Origin of the sequence: Tahibacter harae (assembly GCF_024437735.1) — a bacterium.
GTDB classification, from domain to species: Bacteria; Pseudomonadota; Gammaproteobacteria; order Xanthomonadales; family Rhodanobacteraceae; genus Tahibacter; species Tahibacter harae.
The window spans coordinates 128,324-153,582 of record NZ_JANFQO010000005.1; the positions used below are offsets into that span (position 1 = coordinate 128,324).

23 protein-coding genes are annotated in these 25,259 nt (G+C 65.8%); 12 read left to right on the forward strand and 11 right to left on the reverse strand.

The window, feature by feature from the left end:
* The first annotated feature begins 941 nt into the window (after positions 1–941).
* Entirely contained in the window at positions 942–1,172 is a 231-nt protein-coding gene (locus tag NM961_RS24285) for an HGGxSTG domain-containing protein (protein WP_369334892.1), read from the forward strand.
* Positions 1,141–1,434, forward strand: a complete 294-nt coding sequence (locus tag NM961_RS07010; RefSeq protein ID WP_255913203.1) for a hypothetical protein — start codon at positions 1,141–1,143, stop codon at positions 1,432–1,434. The genes NM961_RS24285 and NM961_RS07010 overlap by 32 nt, the downstream gene beginning before the upstream one ends.
* A gap of 200 nt (positions 1,435–1,634) precedes the next feature.
* On the opposite strand, the gene NM961_RS07015 is transcribed toward NM961_RS07010, so the two are convergent.
* Positions 1,635–1,826 (reverse strand): hypothetical protein, encoded by a 192-nt coding sequence (locus NM961_RS07015; protein ID WP_255913204.1) that lies wholly within the window; start codon positions 1,824–1,826, stop codon positions 1,635–1,637.
* 99 nt (positions 1,827–1,925) lie between these two features.
* The gene (locus tag NM961_RS07020) at positions 1,926–3,185 is read right to left on the reverse strand and encodes a DUF6161 domain-containing protein (protein ID WP_255913205.1); all 1,260 of its coding nucleotides are present in this window, start codon (positions 3,183–3,185) and stop codon (positions 1,926–1,928) included.
* A gap of 1,115 nt (positions 3,186–4,300) precedes the next feature.
* Here NM961_RS07020 and NM961_RS07025 point away from each other — a divergent pair.
* The 3 genes from NM961_RS07025 to NM961_RS24140 all read left to right on the forward strand — a co-directional run bounded on the left by NM961_RS07025 (position 4,301) and on the right by NM961_RS24140 (position 7,115).
* Positions 4,301–5,428, forward strand: coding sequence for a hypothetical protein (locus NM961_RS07025; RefSeq protein WP_255913206.1), 1,128 nt, complete (start codon positions 4,301–4,303; stop codon positions 5,426–5,428).
* Positions 5,429–6,483: 1,055 nt separating this feature from the next.
* The gene (locus NM961_RS07030) at positions 6,484–6,696 is read left to right on the forward strand and encodes a helix-turn-helix domain-containing protein (protein WP_255913207.1); all 213 of its coding nucleotides are present in this window, start codon (positions 6,484–6,486) and stop codon (positions 6,694–6,696) included.
* Positions 6,697–6,941: 245 nt separating this feature from the next.
* The gene (locus NM961_RS24140) at positions 6,942–7,115 is read left to right on the forward strand and encodes an Arm DNA-binding domain-containing protein (RefSeq protein WP_343231907.1); all 174 of its coding nucleotides are present in this window, start codon (positions 6,942–6,944) and stop codon (positions 7,113–7,115) included.
* Between the two features lie 120 nt (positions 7,116–7,235).
* On the opposite strand, the gene chrA is transcribed toward NM961_RS24140, so the two are convergent.
* Positions 7,236–8,441, reverse strand: coding sequence for a chromate efflux transporter (gene chrA / locus NM961_RS07035; RefSeq protein ID WP_255913208.1), 1,206 nt, complete (start codon positions 8,439–8,441; stop codon positions 7,236–7,238).
* A gap of 779 nt (positions 8,442–9,220) precedes the next feature.
* Here chrA and NM961_RS07040 point away from each other — a divergent pair.
* The 4 genes from NM961_RS07040 (at position 9,221) to NM961_RS07055 (ending at position 16,380) form a co-directional block, all read left to right on the forward strand.
* On the forward strand, positions 9,221–11,524 hold the full coding sequence (locus NM961_RS07040; RefSeq protein WP_255913209.1) for a winged helix-turn-helix domain-containing protein: 2,304 nt from the start codon (positions 9,221–9,223) through the stop codon (positions 11,522–11,524).
* 364 nt (positions 11,525–11,888) lie between these two features.
* The gene (locus tag NM961_RS07045) at positions 11,889–13,109 is read left to right on the forward strand and encodes an FG-GAP repeat domain-containing protein (protein WP_255913210.1); all 1,221 of its coding nucleotides are present in this window, start codon (positions 11,889–11,891) and stop codon (positions 13,107–13,109) included.
* A 16-nt stretch (positions 13,110–13,125) separates the two neighbouring features.
* Positions 13,126–14,265, forward strand: coding sequence for an FG-GAP repeat domain-containing protein (locus NM961_RS07050; protein WP_255913211.1), 1,140 nt, complete (start codon positions 13,126–13,128; stop codon positions 14,263–14,265).
* Positions 14,266–14,688: 423 nt separating this feature from the next.
* Positions 14,689–16,380, forward strand: a complete 1,692-nt coding sequence (locus tag NM961_RS07055) for an ankyrin repeat domain-containing protein (RefSeq protein ID WP_255913212.1) — start codon at positions 14,689–14,691, stop codon at positions 16,378–16,380.
* 375 nt (positions 16,381–16,755) lie between these two features.
* Here the strand turns inward: NM961_RS07055 and NM961_RS07060 are convergent, their stop codons facing one another.
* Complete coding sequence (locus NM961_RS07060; RefSeq protein WP_255913213.1) at positions 16,756–17,181, reverse strand: hypothetical protein; 426 nt, start codon at positions 17,179–17,181, stop codon at positions 16,756–16,758.
* 182 nt (positions 17,182–17,363) lie between these two features.
* Between NM961_RS07060 and NM961_RS07065 the strand changes: the two genes are divergently transcribed.
* Entirely contained in the window at positions 17,364–18,008 is a 645-nt protein-coding gene (locus NM961_RS07065; protein ID WP_255913214.1) for a CGNR zinc finger domain-containing protein, read from the forward strand.
* Positions 18,009–18,522: 514 nt separating this feature from the next.
* A complete protein-coding gene (locus NM961_RS07070) occupies positions 18,523–19,239 on the forward strand; it encodes a TolB family protein (RefSeq protein WP_255913215.1) in 717 nt (238 codons plus the stop codon).
* 290 nt (positions 19,240–19,529) lie between these two features.
* On the opposite strand, the gene NM961_RS07075 is transcribed toward NM961_RS07070, so the two are convergent.
* From NM961_RS07075 to NM961_RS07105, 7 genes are all read right to left on the reverse strand, one after another.
* The gene (locus tag NM961_RS07075; protein WP_255913216.1) at positions 19,530–19,820 is read right to left on the reverse strand and encodes a hypothetical protein; all 291 of its coding nucleotides are present in this window, start codon (positions 19,818–19,820) and stop codon (positions 19,530–19,532) included.
* Between the two features lie 3 nt (positions 19,821–19,823).
* Entirely contained in the window at positions 19,824–20,021 is a 198-nt protein-coding gene (locus NM961_RS07080; RefSeq protein WP_255913217.1) for a hypothetical protein, read from the reverse strand.
* 377 nt (positions 20,022–20,398) lie between these two features.
* Positions 20,399–21,481: a 23S rRNA (cytidine(2498)-2'-O)-methyltransferase RlmM gene (rlmM, locus tag NM961_RS07085; protein WP_255913218.1), complete on the reverse strand. Its 1,083-nt coding sequence runs from the start codon at positions 21,479–21,481 to the stop codon at positions 20,399–20,401.
* Positions 21,481–22,041 (reverse strand): nucleoside deaminase, encoded by a 561-nt coding sequence (locus NM961_RS07090; protein WP_255913219.1) that lies wholly within the window; start codon positions 22,039–22,041, stop codon positions 21,481–21,483. Before NM961_RS07090 ends, rlmM begins: the two co-directional genes overlap by 1 nt.
* Before the next feature lie 169 nt (positions 22,042–22,210).
* Positions 22,211–23,944, reverse strand: coding sequence for a glutamine--tRNA ligase/YqeY domain fusion protein (locus tag NM961_RS07095; protein ID WP_255913220.1), 1,734 nt, complete (start codon positions 23,942–23,944; stop codon positions 22,211–22,213).
* A 47-nt stretch (positions 23,945–23,991) separates the two neighbouring features.
* Positions 23,992–24,321 (reverse strand): DUF3253 domain-containing protein, encoded by a 330-nt coding sequence (locus NM961_RS07100; protein ID WP_255913221.1) that lies wholly within the window; start codon positions 24,319–24,321, stop codon positions 23,992–23,994.
* Between the two features lie 57 nt (positions 24,322–24,378).
* Positions 24,379–24,900, reverse strand: a complete 522-nt coding sequence (locus NM961_RS07105) for a DinB family protein (RefSeq protein ID WP_255913222.1) — start codon at positions 24,898–24,900, stop codon at positions 24,379–24,381.
* A 91-nt stretch (positions 24,901–24,991) separates the two neighbouring features.
* On the opposite strand from NM961_RS07105, the gene NM961_RS07110 reads away from it, so the two are divergent.
* Positions 24,992–25,258: a putative signal transducing protein gene (locus NM961_RS07110; protein ID WP_255913223.1), complete on the forward strand. Its 267-nt coding sequence runs from the start codon at positions 24,992–24,994 to the stop codon at positions 25,256–25,258.
* Position 25,259 lies beyond the last annotated feature (1 nt).

The following is a 25,259-nucleotide window of genomic DNA, read 5'->3' on the forward strand; positions in this document are numbered from 1 at the left end:
AGCATACCCGTGACTTCCGCAGCAGTCCGGCCCGCCCAACGGGCGACCAAGTTGCGGAATGCAGCGCCAATGTCCGGAATAGTCAGCGACAGTGCGACCGCTGAAGTTGCTGAGACGCTTTTGGGGCTAATCACTCCCACATTGGCCCTCATCGATATCATGGCAAACGATTGCGGGAACCCCTCGCCGGAATTGATCGCCGCTTGCGATTGCTTGGCGGATGCCGAAACTTTGCTGCTGCGCGCCGCCACGCGGGGCTTAGATTGAAATCCCGAAGTTTTCAAAGGTCGCGCGGGCGCCGAGAGGGATTCACTTTTACGCGCTTGCTTCACGTCGTCCAAGATTCTGAAAACTGGCGGAATTGCAGCGGTACTGCAATTAAGCTGCTGATGGATATTGCTCGACAGTATAACGGTCGGAACAACGGCGACTTGACTGCTGCGCTGGGGGTACTACGACATCGGGGTTGGAACTCGCCCGAGACCGTTACTTGGGCTGTGCGGGAGCTGCGTCACTACGGCTTGTTGCTGCTCACTCGCCAAGGATATTTCCCAGCGCCAAACCTGTACGCGCTCAGCTGGCTTCCAATCGACGAGAGTAGCAAGAGCCTGGATTTACCGCCGTCCAGTGTAGCTAGCCACGACTGGAAGGTGGCAGTGCCCGAATTCAAAAGGCCGCGACGAAAACAATCGTCCACTACGTATTCCGTCTAGCGCCAGTACGTATCTCGTACTGCTGGCGGATGTCGAAGCCTCAAATCAGTACGGATGTCGAATGGACAGGGACGCTAATTGCCGCTATCTCCAGTACGCATTCCGTAGCCCTTCTTACAATCTACCAAGCCGCTATCAGGGAGATGCAATTGAGCATTGGGTCTACAAACGCTCAAACCACCACCACCCCCAGCGCGCGGATGCGCGAATGACTTCGGAGGGCGAGTGATGCAGAGAAGATCCAGCCGGCCGCCTTGTGGCGCACATACGCGACGGGGCACTCCTTGCCAAGGAGGGAAGATTCCAGGGCGCAAGCGGTGCAAGTGGCATGGCGGCCTCAGTACGGGACCGCGGACCGAAGCGGGCAAGCGGAAGTCGTTGCAAAACTTGGTTCAATTTCGGACGGCGAATCCAGGCGCTGCTGCGCGTGGTGACCAGCCTGAAGAAGGATGTTGTTAGTCTGACCGAGGTCCTCAGGCTCGTGGCCGACGTCGAGGACATAGCGGTGCTGGAAAACCTACCGCTTGCCGGCGCCCGCGTTGCGCGCCTACGCCGCGCCGCGGAGCTTGTCCAGGAACAGCTAGTCGCCGCGGGCTGCGGTTCTTCGCCCGCACTTGCGCAGCTTGCGCATGAGTATGCACCGGCACAGCCGGCTGGCCCGAAGCTCAGCGTGGTGGGTGGCACCGACAGTGCGCTCAGCCGCGATGGCGCTGCGCTGTGAGCGCTTGGCCGCAATCGGTGCGTTCAGCCTCAGCTCGCGCTGCTGATGCGCAGGGGGGGGGGCAGCTGATGAGTCACAGGTGGGCGCCGGAACATCTGGGCAGCTCTGCTCCGATGTTCCGCCAGTACGAAACACCCAAATTCTGTGTGCTTCCGTTGCGAATCAGCGGGCGCGAAATTGAGCCGGCCGCTGACTGCGCGTCAGGTCGAGTGCAGCGTTACCTGGTCGCCGAGACTGACCATATCCTCGGCGAGGCTGCGGGCGAACTGCAGGGCCGCTTCGTGGTCGGCTAGGTCGCACACGCGCTCAAGCACAGCCGCAGCAGCGTCCAGCACCGACACGCGCCAGCGGCCGGCAACCGGGGTCACGAACACGTCATAGCGCCAGGGCATGCGGCCTCCGAAGGGTGCAGCTACAGCCTAGCGCAGGGCGCGGGAATCCGTCTGTACGCTGGCGTGCGTTGGTCCTTCTTAGGCGCTGAGCGAGTGAAGTCAAGGCTTGAGTTTGGACAAGACATCGGAAACCGTGGCGGTTGGCGAGTCGTCTGCTGCTGTGATCGCTGACGGCCGAAATAGCGCAGTTAGCACAAGCAGGCGGTCAGCGTCTGTCACAAGCTTGTCGCCATGCTCACTCCCAGAAAAAGCCAAGAAAGTCGTAACCATGGTTACCCGTTCCTCTGCATCTTCCATCAGAGCCAGATGCGTGCCGAGCAGTCGGCCGAGGATGCGAAGCAGCCATATGAAAATGAACGTTGGCGCTAGAATCGCCGACAATTTCAGATAAGCGAAAGGCGCAGACTTGTCACTTGTAGTTGCAGTCGACGCTGCAGCAGCAATAGTTGTGTGATCAGAGCCGGCGCCCAATTTCATAAGTTCTGGGATTCCAAAGAAGAGCAGCAAATACAGTCCCACGCCGGCCAGAATCAAGAACCCTAACGCAGATAGGGACGCGATGCGCAGATGCCTGGTTTTCTTCTTTTTCCAGTAGGAAGCTGGCGCACTTAAAGCCAAACTATTTGAATAGTGCCTTCGGAATCCATCCAAATCATTCTTGCAACGTAGTTGTTCGGCAGCGAATTCTTCCTTTAGTTTTTCGAGAGAGCCGATATTGCCGTCGAAAACAGCTCTTTGTTGATCGTGAAGCAGCTCGTTTCTAACTTCAGTGATCCGGAGTTGCTCATCCGCTTCAATTCGCGCGCTCCGGAGCAGGGCTTTCAAATTCTCGACATCTACGTCAGCACTGGCTGGGACTGCACAAATAATTGCGTCGAGAAGGACGTCAGGAAATACGTTGCCAAGCGAGGCAGGGTTTAGGTCATTTCTAGCCCCCCGCATGTTCAGTGCTGCGAACAGCATTGCTGCAGATGGGTCGGTGCGAGCAATCTGAAGGACGCGACTGGACTGCGGACTCTGTAGACAGAGTTGGTCGCCGTTCTCGATATCTCGAAACATCTTAGTGATTCGAGCAATTCCCGCGTTAAGTGTCGGCTCGTCGTTGTTCCATTTTTTGTTCTCTTCAACGACAAGCTTCATGCGTTCAAGGAACTCACTAGCATTCAAGGGCTGGGCTAGCATTCGACGAGCTTCAGAGTAGTGGCGCCTGGTATCCTTCGTGTTCTCAAGGATTGGTGACCATGCATCTACTTCCTTCTTTAGCCAACGACTAAGCTCGCTATAGCGAAAGAACTCTAGTCTATGTTCCGAGTCGGGAACATCGGCTCTAATTGCTTGCGGAAACATGAAGTCGTCCATACCGCCCCCCGCGGTAGCTTTGGTGGTGCAATGTATACCACGCGGCCGTCCAGGCTGCGCGCCGTCCAGTAGCACTGTTTCCTGCGTGATCTTCCCCTGATCCCTTCCCCCGCCACTCTGGCGGAGGGGTTCGGCCGTGCCGCGGCAGAGCTTGTGCACCCTCCCCCGAGGAATGCATGGTCATCACCTGCCCGCATTGCGGCGTCATTTTCACCAGGGCGGCCATTCAGCAGCTGCTGCAGCGTCAGGCGGAAACCGTCCGTTAGGTCAATGTCCGTTTGGCGGACCAACCAATGCGCCCCTCACGCGCAAATGACTTCGGGAGGCGCATATGCGAAGACCAGCCAGCCGAGTTCCTTGCGGAGCGCGTACGCAGCTAGGAACGCCCTGCCAGGGGGAAAGATCCCGGGCCGGAAACGCTGTAAATGGCATGAGGGTTTAAGTACCGGCCCAAAAACCGCCCGGGGGGGGCGATCGGCCCTGCTCAACTTGATCCAGTTTAGGGAAGCGTAACCGGATGCGCTCGGAAGTCCTCGAATGGTTGCGGCCGGCTAGTCGCACTTGCCGCGGAGCTATTGTTGCTAATTTGGAAACAAATGCCCTCTTGTGGCGGCATTGTTTTCGTTCTCTGATCATGCTACGCAAGCGCGTGCTGAGTACAGAGTCCCTACGGTTAAGGGCACTTGCACGGATTCTCGGCCGCTGTAGGCGGCGCGGTGTCCGCAAACTTATCCAGTTTTGGGATACGCTATATCAATGAGCTCATTCCCTAGCCATTATCCCAACACTTGCCCACCATCGACTGCAGCTGACGGTGGAGGGACGGTTTTCAGGATCTTACACACCGAGAATGTTGCCGCGACGGATTTCGTGAGCCACTTTGATTTGGGAACTGCGAAGACCGCAAATGAATGCAACCGGCGTGGATTGTCAGTTTACAGCTCAATTGAAGGAGCTCGGCATCGAATGGCTTTGAGCCCTCATTTGGGAAAGTTTGTTGCGCGGGCCACGCTAGATGTGAGTTCGGGCAAGATAACCGCACCCAACAACGCGGGGCACCAGACTTGGTGGGTGTATAGCGGTTTCGATCCGGTTCCACTGTTTTCGGTCGTGTCGTGAACCTCGATATTTTCAAACGTCCGCGCATTCCCGCAGGTATTCTGCCGGATCGGTTGACTATACGACATGTCCTATACGAAGCAGAGGCGCCTATCATTTTCTCCACCGAGACGGAGCAAGGTCAGCTTCTGCTCGCGCTTGTGGTTTTTGAGGATCGAGATTCGACGCTCACGCTCTTATCTCCCACAACTCACGGGATCCTCAGTTCGCTAGAGCTCGGCAATGTGTACGTACGCGACGCTTTGACCGCATCGTGGCTGATGTTGCATCGAGAATCTTCAGATGGCGGAGCCTGGCCGGTTTCGGTCAGCGATGTGGAGCAATACCTACCGATCTCGGGCACACCACTTCGCCATGACATGGTTCCTGTTCTGAGTACAAGAGCCGTTGGGACGAACGTGATACCCGGGCAAATGCCTGCTAGCGTCGTCGCATTCGTTGCTGACGCTACGCGCCGCGCGGTAAAGGCCGTACTCGATTACCAGCTGGCAATGCCAACCGGCGGACGTCCGACCGAAGGTCACAGGTCGCGATACGATTTGCCGGTCCGATCATTTCAATTCGCTAGTTTTGAAGTCAGCTTCGGCGCTCCCGTCGGCGATGGGTTAAGCGACGGGGATGTGAGGCTTGCGATAGCAAAGCTTGAGAGTGGGTTGCTTTGGGCGAGCGAGGGCGACGGAGACTTTAAGTCAGGCGACAATTCAGAGCGAGAGGCCGTATTGCGAGCCGTCTTGCTGTTGACCCCCCCGGCCGGCGGTGCAATCGACGAGGTGCAGGTTTCGGGTGCTTGGATGTCGAACCGTCGCTTTGTCCTTGATCGAAACTCGGGGCGCCGGGTTCGTCGAGAACTCAAGTCTGTGGATTCAGAACAAGTTGTGAGATACGTCGGTCGCGTAGGCGAAGTCGATAGAGACAATCTGACCTTCATACTTCGCGAAACGGAGAATGCTACTGACTTGAAAGCTACGTTCGACGAAGAGTTGCTAGATGAAATGCTGGAACTGTTAACTGAAGGCGTTCGCATCGCGGTGACCGGCACTGAACGCAACGGCCGTGTGCTTATATCTGCTGTTTCGCGATTGCAAAGCGCTGTCGCTCAAGAATCGGATGGCTCAACGCGGTGATGTTCAGTATAGCGCTGGCATTGAAGACTCTCTCGTCAAAGAATGTACTTGCTTAGCCAAGGCAAGCCGGAGCTTGTATGGACGGCTTGCGAGTTGAAAACGAAGCGGGAGTGTCATTGTAGCTGTGCGGATTTTCTGTACATGCCGTCAGCTACGCCAGCCGTGCAAGCAGGAAATGGAATTCGACCCGTAGGGAATGGAGGACGTGATTGCTGCCCGCATCTGGTCGCACTGGAGGGGTGGGATGGCGAGGTGTTGGATTCGTTCGCACTCTTCACTGACGAGCCTCCGCTGGAGGTGGCCGCGGCAGGTCACAACAGGCGCATTGTTCCGATCCGATGTGCGAACCTAGACACGTGGCTGAATCCGCAGCCCGACAACTACGCAGCGACGCAAGCCGTCCTTGAGGATTGCGAGTGGTCGTACTACCAGCTTCGGCTCGCTGCGTGATTGAGTGACAGTCGGCGATTACTCAGTCGATTTGGCGCTGTCGACGTGGGGGCGCTGGCTCGTGGATGACGCTGGGAAGAATCCGCGCCAAACCCAGGTCGCGAGGAAGCGGACGACAAAGATTAGCCAAAGGATGGTCCCGAACACGGCGGCTACGTCAGACGAGTCCCTTTCGTCTACCAAGACGGCGCCAATAGCGAAAACTACGAGAGCCCCGAGTAGTATCGCGTACAGGCGCGCGTACCCGCTGGGAGGCGCTTTGATTGCACGGCGGTAGCTGCATTGCAGGACTATGCAAACGAGCGCGGTTGCGAATACGGAGCGATACAACACGCTCATGTCGTTGTAAGACGACATGCCGGCGAGGGCAAGCGCGCCAACCATGCCTATCGCATGTGGAATGAGTGGGGTGCGGCTGTTTCTTCCGACAAGCACCGCCAGAAGCGCGCCGGCCAAGCAAACGGCGAAACAGCCGAGAATCTCGCCAACGATCACCGGGCCCATAAGTCTCCCTTTTGAACTCGCGGCAAGACTCTAGCTTCGGACGATGTGATTGTCACTCATAGAGCGTCGAACGATAGTGGCCCCCTTCCTAGCATCGGCCGATGCAGGAAGACCCTCGAAAACTGTTCGGGCGAAGGCTGGCTTCGCTTCGAAAAGAGCGAGGCTGGTCTCAAGAGCGCCTTGCGCTGGAAAGCGGTATCGCGCGAAGCTATCTCGGCGGCATTGAGCGCGGGCAGCGCAACGTTGCCTTGCTGAACATCTGCAAGATTGCGGACACCCTAGAAGTTGACCCCGCAGAGCTGTTCCGCTTCTAGCGGCCGGTCTTCCGCTACCCAGGCGAGTCGTTTTGGGGGCAGCTTTGGGGGCAACTTTACTGGGGCATGTCAGAAATATTCTTATAGAACAGATAGTTGGTGCGTTGATTCGGTAGCATCACGGCCACGAAGTAGTCCGGCGAAGTTCGCCAGCATCCGCCAAGCCCCTTGGAAACCGCGCCACAACAGCGTTTTGCGTTCGTTGGTGTCCGATCCTGTCCGTTGACAGTCGCAAAACTGGGGGCATCTCAGCTTCCCCGAAGGCCGATGCTCCCAATGGCACTGACCGATACTGCGATCGAGCCACGAAGCCCGGCGATAAGCTCTTCCGCCTCTTCGACGGTGGTGGCCTGTACCTCGAAGTCGCCCCGAGTGGCGGCAAGCTCTGGCGCCTCAAGTATCGCCGCTTAGGCCGGTAGAAGCTTCTCGCCATCGGGGTCAACACTGCGCCTGGATCTGAGCAAACCGGCAACGTTGCCGGTCTGCTACCTGGCTTGCGCAGCGATACAACCTGCGACCCGAACGAAGGGCCTGCTGCGTCAGACGGCTCCGAAGACATTCGGAAGATTCGCAGCAGCAACGCAAAGCGCCACCACCAGCCAGCTCGGCGCATTTCCCGCAAGCAGCAGCGCGAGTCCCAGTGTGGCGATCAGGGCGTCCACCGGAGTGTGAATGGCACTGGTCATCACCGGATCGTAGAAGGCCGCAGCCAGCAGACCGACTACAGCAGCGTTGATGCCGCACAGAGCTGCGCGCGCGCCGACGGATCGGCGCAGACGGTCCCAAAACGGCAAGGCACCTATCAGCAGCAGAAAGGACGGCAGGAACAGGCCCAGCAACGCAATGAGCGCTCCCGTCCAGCCATTCGGCGCCGGTGTCATCGAGTAGCCGAGGAACGCGGCAAAAGTGAACAACGGCCCCGGGATCGCCTGGGCAATGCCGTAGCCGGCCAGAAACGTATCGGCATCCAGCCAGCCGCGGCCGACCGTTTGGGCGTCAAGCAGCGGCAGCACCACATGTCCGCCCCCGAAAACCAGCGCGCCGCTGCGATAGAACCCGTCGAAAACGGCGACGCCGTGGCTGCCGCTCCAGGCGGCGAGGGGCGACAAACCTGCCAGGCCCAGCATAAAGAGACCCAGCGCACCTAGCGCCCAGCGTCGTCGATACGGAGCCCGCTCATGCATGGCTTCGCCCGCCGTTGTTCCATCCAGCAGGCGCCAGCCGAGCAAGCCTCCGGCCGCGATCGCGCCGAGCTGCGCCCAGGCGGACGGATAAACAATGCAGATACACGCTGCGCCTGCGGCAATCGCGAAGCGCAACCCGTCGATGCAGAGTTGCCGGCCCATCGACCACACGGCATGGGCGACGATGGCCACCGCAGCCAGCTTGAGGCCATGCAGCCACGGCGCATGCGCCAGACCGCTCAGACGGGCTACGCCATAGGCGGCCGCGATCATCAGAAGCGCGGAAGGAAGGGTGAAACCCAACCACGCGGCCAGCGCGCCGGGAATACCGGCACGGCGTAGGCCCAAGGCCATTCCGACCTGACTGCTCGATGGGCCAGGCAGGAACTGACACAGCGCGACCAGTTCGGCATACGCCTGCTCGCTCAGCCAACGCCGCCGTTCCACGAACTCGCGCCTGAAGTAGGCCAGGTGGGCAATCGGTCCGCCGAAAGACGTCAGGCCTAGCATCAGGAAAGCTGGAAATACCTCCTTTGCAGCGAGTGCCCAGCGCCGTTGCATGCTTACCTTTACTTTGGCCGTGTCAGGCGGCTACCGGGCTGTAGCCGGCCGCAGCCTCGAGAATGCAAGAAATGAATGGCGGCTGCACGAGATTTTCCTGGATGAGGCGGGCAGATTCCAGGGCGAACCGGCGCGGACGCCAGGGTTTCCGGGATCGTTATTTCCATAGGGTTCGAGGATTTGCGCCCGAGTCTGTGGTTCCGTTTCCGCGTCGGCGGCGCCAGGCGCCGGCAGCCTTCGCTCCGCCAGTCTGGCGCGGCTATTGCGGGAACAAACCGGCGCTCAGCGAGGCCGGCGCAGAGCTGATGGCAGTCTGACGTCATTGGCCCTTGGCCCGCACGCCTCTGAAGCAGTTCCTCGTATGAACCCCAGCAACTGGTTGCGGAGTTGCGGATGCGGGTGCAAAACGCGGCGCTCAGGCAGGAATACCCCGATCATGTATTCCGCCCGGAACCACGGAACATTGCGGCGATCCCGCGGCCGCAAGCTAGAATCCGCCCGCGAAGCAGGCCGCGTTCCATTGCGCCGGAGCTTAGCTGGCATGCCGCATGCCGGACCTAATGCTCGCGCAGGGCCGTTTTCGCGGGAGCCGGACGGCAGTGTGTGGAAGCTTTTGCGGGACTCGCCGGCCGGCGGCTGCAGCCATTGTGCGCGGCGGCGTGGAACTGGGGCGCCTGTGCTGTCCATCCGGCGAGTTCCTCGGCTGGTTTCGCCGCTGCGGCGACACCAGCGCGTATGCTCGCGCCTGCCGCACTGGGCCAACTTGCCGGAGATCCCGCGTGACCGCTTGTGATGTATGGATGCTGGGCGACGTGGTGGTCGATCTGGCCACGCAGCGCGTGCGGCATGCCGGCGGCGGCGAGGTGCGGCTGACGCCGCGGGCGGTGGCGGTGCTGCGCGCGCTGATCGGCATGGGCGACAGGCCGCTGTCGCGCGATGTGCTGCTGTCCACGATATGGGCGCAGGCGGAAACCGGCGACGAAGTTGTCAGCAAGGCGATCAACGAGCTGCGCCTGGCGCTGGGCGATCACGATACGCGGCGGCGGCGCTTTATCGAGACGATTCCCAAATTGGGCTACCGGCTGATCTGTACATGCCGGCCGCTGGAGCCGGCCGCGACGGCGGATGCGGCTGCCGGCGAAACGGATGCGGCGGCTGCGGAAGGCGTTTCCGGCGCGGACGGGCGTTGCGCGGCGCAGTCCGATCATGTTCTGCCGCCCGGCACAGGCGACGCTGCCGCAACAGGGCAGCCGTCCGTTTCTGCATCTTTATCCAATCCTGATAATGTTAACGATTCCGTAATTCCAGTATCGGAAAAATCGGCGTCGAGGCCGCGCAGGTCCTGGCGCTACGCCGCCGTCTTGCTGCTGGCCGCGGGCGCGATCCTGGCTTGGCTGCTGATTCCTTCGAGGCCGGCTTCCGGTCTTTATTCCGCCCCCGCCCTGCGCGCGAGTCTGGCGCAGCCGCCGCGGGTGGTCGCGACGGGTCGCGAATACCTGGGCTATGTCGACATCCTGCCGGATGCCAGTGCCGCGCTGTACGCCTCGCCGCTGGAGGCGACGGTGCGCGTGGTCACGCGGCCTTTCGGCAGCGGCACGCCGCGGCGCGTCAGCGCGCTAGCCGGCGGTGCCGAGTTCGCGCCGGCGGTGTCGCACGACGGCCGCATCATCGCCTACCAGCATTTCGCCGATGGTGCCTGCCGCATCCGCCTGCACGAGGTGGCCAGCGGCAGCGAACGCGAACTGGCCGGATGCAGCTCGCGTTTCGCCGAATGGCTGGAGTTCTCGCCGGACGGGCGCTTCCTGCTGACGCCGCGCATGCGTCCGGGCGAGAACGTGATGAGCCTGCACCGCATCGACCTGGCCGACGGCAGCGCGCGCGCCTACGACTACCCGCGCGTGGCCGGCATGAACGACGTGCAGGCGCGCTACGCGCCGGACGGCCGCCGCCTCGCGATACGCCGCGGCGCGCAGCCGCACAGCGGGCTTTCCGTGGTCGATCTGCGCAGCGGCGAGCGGCGCGAACTGGTCGATGATGCCTTCGGCCTGGACGGCTATACCTGGCTGCCGGATGGCAGCGCGCTGCTGATCGGCGTGCACGACGGCGAACGCGCCGGGCTGTGGCGCGTCGATGCGGAGACGGGCGAGAAGACCTACCTCGGCCTGCGCGGCGCAACCTGTCCGGTCGCCGCGCGCGATGCGCTGTTGTACACCCACAGTCTGCGCCGCTATGCGCTGGTCAGCGTCGCGATCGGCGCGGCGCCGGCGGCTGCGCCGGTGCAGGCTTTCGCTGCGCCGCGCGGCGCAGAATGGTTTCCGCGCCTGTCCGAGGATGGCCTGGCGCTGGCCTTTCTGTCCGACCGCGACGGACCTACGGCGGTACATGTCGGCCGCGAGGACGGCCGCCTGCTGCGCCTGCCGGACTTGCCGGGCGCCGAACCCTCGGCGACGCCGGCACTGAGCGCCGACGCGCGGCGCGTATTCGTGCCCATGCGCCAGGCCGATGGCCACAGCGGCCTGTACGAAAGCGCGACCGACGCGCCGGCCTGGCGCCGCGTCGACAGCGCCAACGGCGATGTGGAGCAGGTTGCGCTGTCGCCGGATGAGCACTGGATCTATTACGTCGTGCGCGGCGGTGCCGAGATGCGCGTGCTGTGGCGGCGGTCGCGCGAGACCGGCGCGGAGCAGCGCATCGCCGAAGGCCTGGCCGCCGGCCCCATTGCCTGCGACCGCCGCGGCGGCGTGTTCTATATCGACGCGGCGCGGCAGGCGCTGGTGCGCCGCACGCCCGACGACGGCCGCAGCGAGACCTGGCTGGACGACATGGGCTATTGGACCACCTACGCCTGGACGCTCGGCAACGACGCTGTCTACGCCTTGCGCGAGCCCGGCGGGCGCGACTTCGGCCTGTACCGCGTCGGCGTCGCAGGCGCCACGCCTGTGCTGGTGCAGCCCACCGACGGCATCGCCGCACTGGGTATCGCAGTCACGCCCGGTGAAAAACGCTTGCTGATTTCGCAGCCGCCGCCGGGCGCGCAGGAGCTGCGGCGGGCGAGCCTGCCGCGGCTGTCCTCCACGCGCTGAGGGCGGCTCGCGCGGGTTGCGATTTCGAAAGGCGAGGCGTGCGGTGCTGCCGGCAGCCCGGCAGCCCGGCTGTCGCCTTTTTGCGGCAGTGCGGAGTGTGAGGCAGGCGGCTTCGATGCCGCCTTGTCCGCAGTCAGCTGCGCCGCAGGCAATGAACCGATCCGCGGCCGGGCGTGGCACGCGCTGAATGATGTCCTTATCGCTGCGACGGGCGCGCTCCACAGCGTCCGCGCCGGTATCCGTCGACGATCCAGGCAATTGATCGGAAACGGTATTTTTTCGTTCGCTTTCGGTCAGGACCAGCCCCGTCCAGATCCCGATAGTGCGGCCCCGCTGCATTCCGGCAGCGTGCTCACGAGCTGTCATGTCTTATCGCCTGGGACGGCGCCTGCTGCCGTGCATACTGCTGTTGCTGACCGCGGCGCCGGTGTCGGCCGCGGCGCCGTTTGAACTGATCGGTGTCCACCAGCTGCCCACACCGCCGGATGACGATGCCGGTCCGGTCAGCCTGCTGGCGGGCGATTTCACCCGCGATGGGCGCGCCGACATCGTCGTGTCCTTCGGCGGTGTGCCGGTGGTCGTGTTCGCCGCCGCCGCGCCCGGCTACGGCGGCTTCCAGCCGAAACCGCAGTCGGCGCTGTCGCGCTACGACTCGGGCTATATCGACCGCCTGCTGCTCGCCTCGGCGGCGGCGCCGGCTGGTGCCCCGCGCGAGATCGTCTATGCCGACACCACGCACAGCGCGCGGCGCCTGCAGTGGCTGGGCGGTACGGCAAATTACGCGCCGACGGCGGACCGCTTCGAACTGCTGCCCTACCAGGGCGCGGTCGGCGTCCTCGCCGCGCTGGCGGCCGGCGATTTCAACGGCGACGGGCGCAACGACATCGCCCTGGTCGATGTGCCCGCGCAGGGGGGCGCGGACGGCCGCAGCAACGGTGTGATCGCCTGGGGCCGTGTCGGTACCGCCCAGAGCGAACGCAGTCTGCCTGCCGTGGCCAACCCCTATTTCGTCGCCAGCGCCGATTTCACCGGCGATGCGGCCCATCTGCCCGACCTGCTTATCGCCAGCCGCCAGCGCGATGTGGGCCTGACCAGCTGGGACGCGGCAGCGCAACAGCTGGTACTGAAGCAGACCTTGAGCCTGGACGCGACCGCCATCGACGGCATCGCCGCCGGCGATCTGAACGGCGACGGCCGTCCCGATGCGCTGGTCCAGTTGCGCAAGGCCGGCCAGACGAGCTGGGTGGTGATCGAGAACCGCGGCGGGCAGGGACTGGCCCTGGGCGCCACGGCGCCGCTGGCGGCCGCACTGACGCAGTGCATAGGCGACTTCGACGCCGACGGTGTCGCCGATGTACTGCTGGACGGTGACCTCCTGTATTTCGGCGAAAGCGGCTACCGCTACACGGCCTCGCCGCGCGTCATCAACGCCCTGACCTACGGCCTGGCCTGCGCGGATTTCGACGGCGACGGCCGCCTGGATTTCGCGACCGCGACCTATGCCGCCGCGGACAGCACGCTGGAGCTGCGCATCTACCGCTACCGCGACGGCTGGGACCGGATCTTCGCGAACGGCTTCAACTGACAGGGACGGCCGCATCATGAAAAAAGCTGCAATATCCATCGCTGCCGTCGCCGCCGTGCTGCTGCAGAGTGCCGCCGCGGCGCCGGTCTTCTCCGCGCAGAGCTATCCGCTGGCCCCGCGCGAACATCCGGCGCGCCTGCTCGGCGGCGCCGATCTCACCAGCGACGGCCTGGCCGATCTGGTCGTGCTGACCGACAGCGGCGGCGTGTTCGTGTTCGCGCGCACGGCCGGCGGCACGTTCTCCGGCGGCAGCAGCGTCGCCCACGACGCCGTGTTCCCGTACACGATGGCACTGGCCGATTTCAACGGCGACGGCCGCACCGACCTGGTCTACGCGGTCGCGACCGGGCTGCGCGTACTGCTGCAGGGCAGCGGTGGCTTCGAGCCGGGCGTGCGCATCGATCTGGGCACGGCAGCGGTGCCGCGCTTGGTCGAAGCCCTGCTCGCCGGCGATTTCAACAACGATGGCAAGCCCGATATCGCTGCGGCCGACAACGACGAAGCCAACAGCGGCACGCCCGCCAACAGCGTGTTCTTCGCCGCGGGCCTGGGCGGCGGCGCTTTCGACACGGCGCGGCCGCGCCTGCCGGCGCCGCTGTGGCCGCGGCGTCTGCTCGGCCTGGATGCGAACGGCGACGGCCGCGGCGATATCCTGATCGGCGCGGCCTCGGGGGCGCCGGCCATCACGCGCTATGACACGGCGAGCGCGGTCTTCGTCCAGCATGCCTTCCCGTCGATCGGGCTGGAATCGCTTGCGGAGGCCGCGCCCGGCGATATCGACGGCGACGGCAAGCTCGATCTGGCCCTGCTGATCGACGGCCGCAACGGCTCCTACCTGCGGCTGGACCGCGGCAACGGCAGCTATGCCTTCACCACCCAGACCACACGGCTGCCGCCGTCGGCGGTCAGCGGGCTGCGCCTGGGCGATTTCGACAACGATGGCAAGGCCGACCTGCTGCTGGCGCTCCAGGGCGGCAATGCCGCCGCGGCGATACTGCGCGGGCGCGGCGATTTCACCTTCGATGCGCCGCAGAACCTGGGCGCGGGCTTCGATGCCGCCGGTCTCGCGCGCGGCGACTACAACAGTGACGGCAGGCTCGATTTCGCGCTGATCGACGCGGCAGCGGGAAGGCTGGTGGTGTTTCTCCAGCAGTAGCGGAGTTGGTCCGCGGGCGCGGCGGTGGATTGCCGGGGCTGCCTGCGCGGCGACGAGCCGGCGGTGGAACCTGCGAATCCGACCACCCATTTTCCGAGCTGCCTGTGCGGCGGTGGATCTTCCTGGTGCAGCGCCGCGCCATCATCAGCTATTACGAACTGCCCATGCGGCAGCCACATCGTGTCTCAGGCTCCGTGCCGTCCGCAGGCGGGTGTGAATTGTCGTCGCCGGCATCCATGACCCGATCGCGAACGCATCGCGCTGGTTGCCGCCGGCCCCGCGCCGCAGGCTAGAATCCGCCGGCGGAGCAAGCCGCACCCAGGTCCGCGGGCAGGGTCGAACCCACTTGCTGCACACTCAATCCGAAAACCTTTATGCAGCCGGAAATGCGGACCGTCGGCGATCATTGCATGGAGGTTTTGCATGAATCCGCTACCTGGGCGGCCGAATCTCGAACACCTGCGCCGGCAGGCCAAGGATCTGCTGCGGCAGTTCCGCGCCGGCGAGGCGGCGGCCCTTGAACGTCTGCGCCAGTCGCTGCCGCTGGCACGCGGCAAGAGCGATGCGGAAATCGCGGCCCTGCCGCTGCGCCTGCACGATGCGCAGTCCTGCATCGCGCGCGAGTACGGCTTCGCCGCCTGGCATCAGCTTAAGCATCAGGTCGAATTGCAGCGTCTACGCAGCGGGGATATGGCCGCGCAGCGCAGGCAGCTGGCCCAGCTGATCTATGCGGGCGATCTGTCCGGCGACTATTTCGGCGCGCGGCCGCGGCTGGCGGCGCGTCTGCTGGCCGAACAGCCGGAATTGCTGCAGGGCGATGCCTGGTTCGCCTGTGCGGTGGGCGATGTGGACGCCGTGCGTGCCGCAATCGCCGCCGATCCGGCCTGGGTGCAGCGCAGCGGCGGACCGCTGGACCTGCCGCCGCTGGTCGCGGCGACGCATTCCTCGCTGCTGCGCCTGGAATCGTTCGCCGCGGGCATACGGGGCTGCGTCGAATTGCTGCTGCGCTCCGGCGCCAGCCCGGATCAGTCCGTAGGCAACCGCTGGCCGCCGCACTCGCTGGAGCAGCCCGGCGCAGAACAGCTCAGCGCCCTGTACGGCGCCGCAGGCCAGGCCCACGACGACATCCTGACCGGGCTGCTGCTGCAGGCCGGCGCGAATCCGGACGACGGCGAATCGCTGTATCACGCCGCCGGTCACCCCGCCTGCCTGCGCCTGCTGCTGCAGCACGGGGCACATACCGAAGGCACCAACGCGCTGGCGCATGCGATTGCGCTGTCCAATGCGGATTCGGTAAGACTGCTGCTGCAACACGGCGCCGACGTCAACGCGGCCACAGCGCAGGAACTGTCGCCGCTGCTCGCGGCGATACGCGCGCGCTGCCCGCTAGCGCTGGTGCGGCTTCTGCTCGATGCCGGTGCCGATGTACAGGCGCGCACGCCCGAAGGCGAAAGCGCTTACCGCTATGCCCTGGGGCAGGGCCTGACCGATGTGGCGCAGACATTGGAAGCGCTGGGGGCCGGCGAAGCACTGGCGGACGAGGATGTGTTCGCCGCCGCCTGCGCGCGCGGCGATGAAGCTGCGGCACGCAAGCTGCTCGCGCACCAGCCGGACGTGCTGCAACGCCTGGGCGAAGCGCGCCTGGCACGGCTGCCGGAGCTGGCCATGAACGGCTGCGCCGATGCGGTGCGCCTGATGGTGAGCCTGGGCTGGCCCATTGCCGTGCGCGGCGGCGACGCGCCGTTCCGCGGCTCGGCGCTGAACTGGAGCGTATTCCGCGGCGACGCGGCACTGGCCGAATTTCTGCTCGCCCACGGCGCCAGCTGGCGCGAAACTCACGGTTACGGCAGCGATGTGCTGGGCACGCTGTCCTGGGCTTCCTGCAACGAACCGGCGGGACCGGGCGACTGGGCCGGCTGCGCCCGTGCCCTGCGTGCACACGGCTTGCCGCAGGCGGTGCGCCTGCCGGGAAGCGAGGCGGAAGAACTGCCGGCCCGCGTCCTGCTGCGCGGCGAGGAGATGGAGTTTTCGGAAGCCGTGATGGCGGTGCTGCTGGCGGATGCGGCTGGCGGCTCCGGGGTCCGCGGGAGCGGAGAAGAACGTGGTTCCGAATGATCTTTCGGTTTTGAATTTGTCAGAACATTTTCATCGCGTTGCAAAGGACTGCAATCAAGCCCTCGATTGAACGTCCTCTCCTTCAAGCGTGTTCACGCGCTTGAAGGAGAGGGAGTGCTACGGCGTCGAGGCGGGTTCCAGCGGCACACCCTATACGCACAGCGGACCCGCTTGCGGCAGCCACAACGGATTGGCCTGCGCCGCAATGCGCTCCAGCGGCAGTTTCTCTGCGCTCCGGCGCGCCGGTACCGTGGTTGCCGCGGCGCGAGGTCGGCGGGATATAGCCGCAATGCAGCGGCGTCAGGCAGAACCAGGCGGCCTTGCGGTCCGGCCAGTCCAGCTGGCGCGAGGCGGCCGGGTTCAGCGCGGTGCCGATCAGCGGAAAGAGTGGACGGGTACTTTGTGGCGTTCGTCTGCGGCGATGTCGCCCAGCCTGATGTCGTCGCGCGGATCGAAATTGGTGATCGTCTCGGCCTGGCGCAGGCTGTTGCTGGTGCCGAGATAGCAGCGCATCAGGCGGTTGCGGTAGAACTCGTTCACGTTGACGAAGACGCTGAACAGCAGCCAGACGAACAGCGCCAGCGCGACGACCAGGCCGACCGTGCCGTTGAGCGTCGCGGCGTTGTCGCCGAGGTAAGCCAGGCAGGGATCGAACGAGCGCTGGCAGCGCGTGGCGAAAGCTGGCCGCGGCGGCCAGTGGCTGCCGTCCGGCAGCGAGTCCGCATGCAGCAGCAGGTGCTGCGCGCCCAGGCTGGCCGCGACCAGCAGGCCCAGTACGAATACCGCCGGCGCCAGGCGCACCAGCCGCTCCAGTGTGCCGGACTTGCTGCGCCCGCCGCTGCGCGCGCTGTAGGCCGCGAACGGCTGTGGACAGGCCGACCGTGGGATGGGCCTGGGCCGGCGTGGCGCGACAGGCGGCAGTCGTCGTTGACGCGCAGCGGTTCCATGATTAACCTCTGAAAACGCTTTTAAAGGTTAATTCCATGCAAACGGAGCCGCATGCTTTCCGCGCCGCCGACCTGGTCGCCGGCGAATTCGCCCTGGATCTGGTCAACACCGTGACCGCACGCGACAGCCGGCCGCGCGACTGGCTGGCCGACTATGCGGCGCTGCTGGACTGGGCAGGTCACAGCGGCGTGTTCGCAGCCGCGGAGCTGCGCCAGCTGGATGCACTGGCCCGGCGCCAGCCGCTCAAGGCGCGCGCGGCGCTGGTGCGGATCAAGCGGCTGCGCGAGGCGCTATGCGTGCTGGCGTATGCGCTGGGCGGACAGCCCGCCGGCGCCGCGGCCGAACGCGCGGCGCTGGCCCAGCTGGATGCTGCCCGCCGCGCCGCGGCCCAGGCGGCGCGCCTGGTGCGCCAGCCGCAGGGGCTGGCACAGGAATGGACGGCGCAGCGCAGCGGACTGGACCTGATTGCCCACGTCGCCGCTGCGCGGGCCGTGGTCAGCCTGCAGCAGCTGGAGCTGGCGCGTTTGCGCATCTGCGCCGGTCACGACTGCGGCTGGGTATTCCTGGATACCTCCAAGAGCGGCCGGCGCCGCTGGTGCGACATGGCGACCTGCGGCAACAGCGCCAAGGCGCAGCGTTTCCAGCAGGCGCAGCGGGCGCGGCGCGGGAAGGCGGCATGAAGAGCGTTCTGCGGCAGCACCGCCAGGATGCGGCGTTTTCCACAGGTGCAGTGGGCGTGGCGTGGAACGGGCGCGAAGAACGTTCTGCGGCATCGCTGCGGTTCGGCATTTTCAGCGCGGGCGGTGCGGGAATGAGGCGTAAAGCCCGTTTCGCGGCAGCAGCGGCAGGGCGCAGCGTTTGCGGCAGCGCAGCGGACGCAGCATGGGGTGGGATATGAAGATCGTTGCTTGGTCCGTGGCCGCGATTGTGACGGGATGTTTGCTGCCAGCGTCGCAGACAGCGGCGCAGGTGAAGCCGTCTTTGCGGACAGCGCAGCCCGTGCAAACGGAGTCATCTGCACGGCTATCGCGAGCGGAGCCGCCATCGCAGCCGGAGCGCGCAGCGCAGCCGCCGCGAGCGGAACAGCCGCTGCCGATTGCGCGGCCGCCGCAACGCTGGGCGCCGCCCGGTCTGGCCAGCGATCAGTACGAATCCTCGCCAGCCTTCTCGCCGGATGGGCGCGAGCTGTACTTCATGCGCAGCGATACGCAATTCCGCAACTGGCGCATCCTGTTCTCGCGCTGCGCCGACGGCGCCTGGAGCGCACCGCAACCGGCGGCCTTCGCCGCGGCGCCGCCGGCGCTGGACGCGGATCCCTACGTCTCGGCCGACGGCAGGCGCGTCTATTTCGTCTCCACCCGGCAGAACCGCGACGGCGGCGATCAGCTCGATATCTGGCGCGCCCGGCGCGGCGAGGACGGCCGCTGGCAGCCGCCGCAGCGGCTGCCCGAGCCGGTGAACTCGCCAGGCTCGGAACTGCTGCCGCGGGAAACCGCAGACGGCCGCCTGTATTTCGGCTCGGACCGGCCCGGCGGCCACGGCCAGGGCGATATCTACGTCGCCACGCCGCAAGCCGACGGCGGCTGGCAGGTCGCCAACCTGGGTGCGCCCGTCAACAGCGCGGCCAATGAATACGAGGCGGATATTTCAATGGACGGCCAAAGCCTGGTCACGGTCGCCGACCGCGGCTCGCGCTCGCATCTGTATCACTACCGGCGCGTCGGCGGCGCATGGCGCGAGCAGGGACGCATCGCCGCCTCCGATACGGAGTTCCAGGTGGGGCCGCTGCATTCGCCGCGCGGCGACAGGCTGCTGTTTGCGCAGCGCGATGGGGGGCGGTCGGGCGAGTTTTTTCTGGCGGAGCTGGAGGTCGAGGTGGATCGGTCCTGGCCGCCGGGGTGTGGTTGGTGAGAGGTGAGGGGGCGGCGCTTCAGTCGCGAGGAATTCCAGTTTTCGCCGGCTCTTCGCGTGTTGAAGATTTTTGCGAAAACCCAACGGCGAGGCGCGTTGATCGTCGCCCCCTCACCCCAGCCCTCTCCCCCAAGCAAGCTTGGGGGAGAGGGAGCCTTCCGCTTTTTCTCGAAGAAATCGGGCAATTGTCACTTGCCAAAAACCTCGGATTCCGCCGCGCACTCCCTGCGAATCCCGAATCCCGAATCCCGAATCCCGAATCCCGAATCCCGAATCCCGAATCCCGCCCCTCACACGTCCTCGTCGTACTCGATCGCCGCACCGCGCTCGCGGGCAAGCGCCTCGGCGACGCCGCGTACCCGTTCCAGGGCCAGGGCGTTGGGGACGCGCACTTCGATCTGGTGGAAGCCGGGTGCGGCGTCGTCGGGCAGGCCGGCGGAGCTGGAGTCGACGTCGTCCATGTGCGGCATCAGGTCGCCGACTTCCTCGACGTGCTCAATGCCTTCGATCGCCGAGAGCAGGTTGATCAGCTCGTTCGCGGCGTCGTCGCTGCCGGTGATCTGCAGGCGGATCATGGGCATGGCTCAGGCTCCGCAGGAAAGGCGCAGGAAGCCGGCGAACACGTCGGCGGCGCGGGCGCGGACCGGCGGTGGTTCGGCCGGAGGCAGGGGCTGCGGCGATGGTGTGGGCTGCGGTGTCGGCTGGCCCGGCGGCTGTGGCGTGGGGTCGCCCGGGGTGACGGGGCGGTGATAGTGCACGGTGGGATCGAAGATCAGGACCATGGGGCTGAACTCCTTGCGGACTGCAAGATGGGGCGCAAGGGGCGTGCCAGGGGCGGGACGGTGTGGTTGTGCGGTTTCCGGCCGCGTCGGCTTGCAGCTCGCGCGGAATGCCCGAGGCCGGCTTGCGAAACGCACGGCGCGGGGGCGTTTGCCGGGCGCCGGAGGGCAGTGGCCGGCAGGGCTGATCCGGATTCAGGCGTGAGGAACGTGGACGGCGCCTGTCGGCGATGGCCAGGGACTAGGCGCGGGATGCAGGCGGGCAAGGCGGGATTGCGGCCGGCAACCCACTGTCCGCGAACAACTCCAGTTCGAGCCCGGTTCAACCGCTGCCGGAACTGCCAGATCCCAGATCCCCGATTCCGGATTGCCGCCTCGCCTCAGCGCTCGCAGGCGAAGACCGTGATTTCCTCGCGGTCGTGATACAGCTGCTTGGCGCGGATCTCGATTTCGCGGCCGCGGCGCGCGACTACGGCCTGCATCAGCTCGAAGGCCTGCTGCACTTCGGCGTAGCGCTTTTTCATCGGCAGCTTGAGATTGAACACGGCATGCTTGCACCAGCCCTCGGCCAGCCATTCGGCCATGCGCTCGGCCACGCGGCGCGGCTGCTCGACCATGTCGCAGACCATCCAGTCCACGCGCTGGCGCGGCTGGAAGCGGAAGCCGTCCTCGCGCTTGTGCGTGACCAGGCCCGAGGCCATGAGGTTTTCATCCATGGGGCCGTTGTCGACCGCGGTCACGTGCAGGCCGCGGCGCACCAGCTGCCAGGTCCAGCCACCGGGGGCGGCGCCCAGGTCGACCGCGCTCATGCCGGGCTTGAACCAGCGCTCGCGCTCCTGCGGGCTGAGCAGGATCTGCAGCGCCTCGTCCAGCTTCAGGGTGGAACGGCTCGGCGCCTCGCGCGGGAATTTCAGGCGCGGAATGCCCTGCGGCCAGGGCGCGGCGTGGTCGATCAGGGCCAGGCCGAGCAGGCAGCGTTCGCCGCTGGGAAACAGCGCGTGCAGACGCCAGGGGCTGGCCGGATCCAGGCCGCCGCGCCGGCGCAGCGCCTGCACGAAGGCATTGTTGAAACTGCGGCAAAATGCAGAAAGCGGTTTTGCCGCATCGCTGTCGGGCGCCTCCACCCATACGTCGCGCACGCCGAAGCCTTCGGGCAAGGCGGCCAGCAGCGGCGTGAGGCGGTCTTCCTTGGGCAGGCTCTTGAACTGGCCTATCACCGCCAGCGACTGGCGCGCGAAGATCAGGCGCGACCAGCCCAGCAGGCGCAGCAGCGCATCGGGCGCGCCCTGCTGGGTCAGCACGAATTCGGCGAAGCCGGCGCTGCGCTCGGTGCGGGCGAAACCGGCGACACCGGCGTGGGCGGCGGTCGCATCCAGTTCCTGCGCGGCTTCGGATTCGAAACCGGCGCGGCAGTACACCACCACGCCGCTGGCGAACGGGGCGCTGGTGATGGCCGTGGCCATCAGTACATCAGCCCGCCGCGGGCGCTGTAGGCGGCCAGCACGGAACGCGCTTCCTCGCGCAGGATGTCGCGCCGCACCTGTACGCCGCGGCGCTGCAGCTCGCCCACCCAGTCGGCCGGCAGCGGGCCTTCATCGAATTCGGTGAGTTCTTCCACGTCCTCGCTGCGCGCGCCGATCAGCAGTTCGTCGATGCCGGCCCAGACGCTGGCGCCGTAGCACTGGCAGCAGGGCTGGGCGCTGGTGGCGAGGCTGTAGCGCTGGCCGTCGTCGTTGAGGCGGAAGCGCTGGGTGCGGGCCTGGGCGGTCATGAACGCCATCATCTCCGCATGCGCCACCGAGCAATTGTGCTGTACCACACGATTGACGCCCGCGGCGATCAGGCGTCCGGCGCCGTCGAACACGGCGGCGCCGAAGGGGCCGCCGGTGTCCAGCTCCACATTGCGCCGGGCCAGCTGTATCGCCAGGGCCATGCGCTGTTCGTCGGTTTCGTAGCGCGCGGCCGTGTCGACTTCGTCGTGGACCCAGGCGGGCAGGGTGAGGTGGACCTGGACGTAGAGCATGCATAGTCCTCTTGCACCGCAGGCAGCGGTGGTGCGTGAACGGGCCGCGGCGCAGGCTCGCGCGCCGCGGCAGGATACAGGCGATGGCCGTGCGGCGCGGGAAAAGCGCCGCCGCGGCGTTTCTCCCGCTGTAATGGAGCGCGCCGGGCCGGAGCCCGGCGCGCCGCAATCAGCCCTTGCCCGCCTTGGCCCAGGAATCGCGCAGGGTCACGGCGCGGTTGAACACGGGCTTGCCGGCGCTGTGGTCGTAGCGGTCGGCGACGAAGAAGCCCAGGCGCTCGAACTGGAACGCGGTTTCGGCGGCGGCGCCGGCGGCGGCCGGCTCCACCCAGCCCTGCACCACGCGCTTGGAATCCGGGTTGAGATGGTCGCGGTAGGTCTTGCCGTCGCTGTCGTCGTCCGGGTCGGCCACGTTGAACAGGCGGTCGTAGAGGCGGATTTCCGCCGCGACAGCGTGTGCCGCACTGACCCAGTGGATGGTGCCCTTGACCTTGCGGTCGGCGCCGGCCAGGCCCGGGCGGGTTTCCGCATCCAGGCTGCAGTGCACCGCGGTCACCGTGCCGTCGGCGTCTTTCTCCAGCCGCTCGCATTTGACGATGCCCACGCCGCGCAGGCGCACTTCGCCGCCGGGAACCAGGCGGTGGAAGCCCTTGGGCGGCACTTCCATGAAGTCTTCGCGCTCTATCCACAGCTCGCGCGAGAACGGCACGGCGCGGGTGCCGAAGGCTTCGTTCTTGGGATGGTTGGAGAAGGTCAGCGTTTCGCCGTGGCCTTCGGGCAGGTTGTCGATGACGAGCTTGAGCGGGTCGATCACGGCCAGGCGGCGCGCCGCGTTTGCGTCCAGTTCCTCGCGCACGCAGCCTTCCAGCACGGAGAATTCGATCACGCTGTTCTGCTTGGTCACGCCTATGCGCTCACACAGCAGGCGTATCGCGCGCGGCGGGAAGCCGCGCCGGCGCACGCCGGACAGCGTGGGCATGCGCGGATCGTCCCAGCCGTCGACCAGCTTTTCCTCGACCAGTGTCATGAGCTTGCGCTTGCTCATCACGGTGAAATCGAGATTGAGGCGGGAGAATTCGATCTGCTGCGGCGTGCTCGGCTGCGCGCCCAGGCCGCGCTCGGCCAGGCCGGCGACCAGTTCCGGATGATTGGGCAGGTCGATCTCGCGCAGGCACCATTCGTACAGCGGCCGGTGATCCTCGAATTCCAGCGTGCACAGCGAATGGGTGATGCCTTCCACCGCGTCGGAAATGCAATGGGCGTAGTCGTACATCGGGTAGATGCACCAGGCGTTGCCGGTGTTCTGGTGCTCGACGTGGCGGATGCGGTAGATGGCCGGGTCGCGCAGGTTGATGTTGCCCGAACTCATGTCGATCTTGACGCGCACCGTACGCGCGCCGTCGGGGAACTCGCCGGCGCGCATGCGCTGCAGCAGGTCCAGGTTTTCTTCCACGCTGCGGTCGCGGAACGGCGAGTTGCGGCCCGCTTCGGTCAGGGTGCCGCGGTAGGCGCGCACTTCCTCGGCGGAGAGATCGCAGACGAAGGCCTTGCCGTCCCGGATCAGCTTCTCGGCGCAGCGGTAGAACACCTCGAAATAATCCGAGGCGTGGCGCAGCTCGTTCCATTCAAAGCCCAGCCAGCGCACGTCCTGCTGGATGGACTCGACGTATTCGATGTCTTCCTTAGTCGGGTTGGTGTCGTCGAAGCGCAGGTTGCAGCGGCCGCCGAATTCCTCGGCAATGCCGAAGTTCAGGCAGATCGACTTGGCATGGCCTATGTGCAGGTAGCCGTTGGGCTCGGGCGGGAAGCGTGTCGCCACCGCGCCGCCGTGTTTGCCGCTGGCGCGGTCCTCGGCCACGATCTGGCGGATGAAGTGATTGTGCAGCGGGGCTTCGTTGGTCATGTTCGGGTGGGCCGCGGACGGCCGGGACGTGAGTCGGACCCTCAAGTCTACCCGTTCGCGGGGCCCCAGCGGTTGCGCCGGTGCAGGCGCAACGGGCCGCGGGCATCGAGGATATTGACCCGCTGGCCGTTCTGGCGGATCTCCAGCACGCCTTCGCGCGCCAGCTCGGCCGCGATCAGGCGCACCGGCCGCATCAGGTCGCGCCATTCCGTGCCCAGCCGGCCGGCCAGCACGCGCGCCACCTCGGTGGGGCACAGACCGGCGGCCGGTACGCAGTCATCCAGCAGCTGCAGCAGGCATTCGCGCGTGCGCAGGGCCAGCGAATCGTCGAAGCGATAGCGCGGCGGGAACGGCGAGTGGACGGAATCAATGACCATCGCAGGGCTTATCGCAATTCCGCGCCGGGGCGTGACAGGCGGCGCGGCGGCGTGGGCTCAGGCCGCATGGAGCGTGTGCGCCGGCAGTTCGTTGAGGAAGAACGGCAGGTCCATGACCGGCGCCTGGCGGCCCAGCTGCAGCAGGCCGATCGAGGCCTGGCCGCGGTGGTGGGTGGCGTGGTTGAACACGTGCAGCACGAGGCTGGCATAGGGCAGGCGATAGTCCTGGCCCTGCAGGCTGCGGTAGCTCAGGTCGCCGGCCAGGGTGGCCGGGTCCAGCGCATCGACGAAGGGGCGCCAGCCGCGGGCGAAGCCGCACAGGCGCTGTTTCAGCCGGGCGCGGTCGGATTCGATTTCCTGATCCAGCCCGCTGGCCGGATACACCGTGTGCTGCAGGCGTGCCTGCCACAGGTGCTCCACCAGCAGCAGGTGATTCAGGGTGCCGTGGATGCTGCCGAAGAACTGGCCGCAGTCGCGGCGGTAGTCGGCCTCGTCCAGCGCATCGACTTCCGCGTACAGCCGGTCCAGCGCCCAGGCATGGTAATCGGCCATCAGTCGCAGGTGCTGGTGCAGGTCCATGGCGGGTCCGGCGGCGGCAAAGGCCGCAGGATACGCGCTTTGACCGGGGCCGGAGCAATCGCTAGCGTTACGTCGTGCAACGGGAGGCGCCATGCGCATCGTCTATCGGGCCGAGAACATCATCGACGCGCACCTGGTGCGCCATGTGCTGGAACAGCACGGTATTGCCGCCCATGTCAGCGGCGAATACCTGATCGGCGCCATGGGCGAACTGCCATTGCAGGGGCTGGTGAACGTGCTGGTGGCCGAGCGGGATTTCGAGGAGGCCGCGCGGCTCGCGGCCGAAGTCGATGCGGAGCTGTCCCTGCCGCCGGAACCCGCCGCTTTCGACGACGACCTGCTGCCGGATCCGGCCTGAG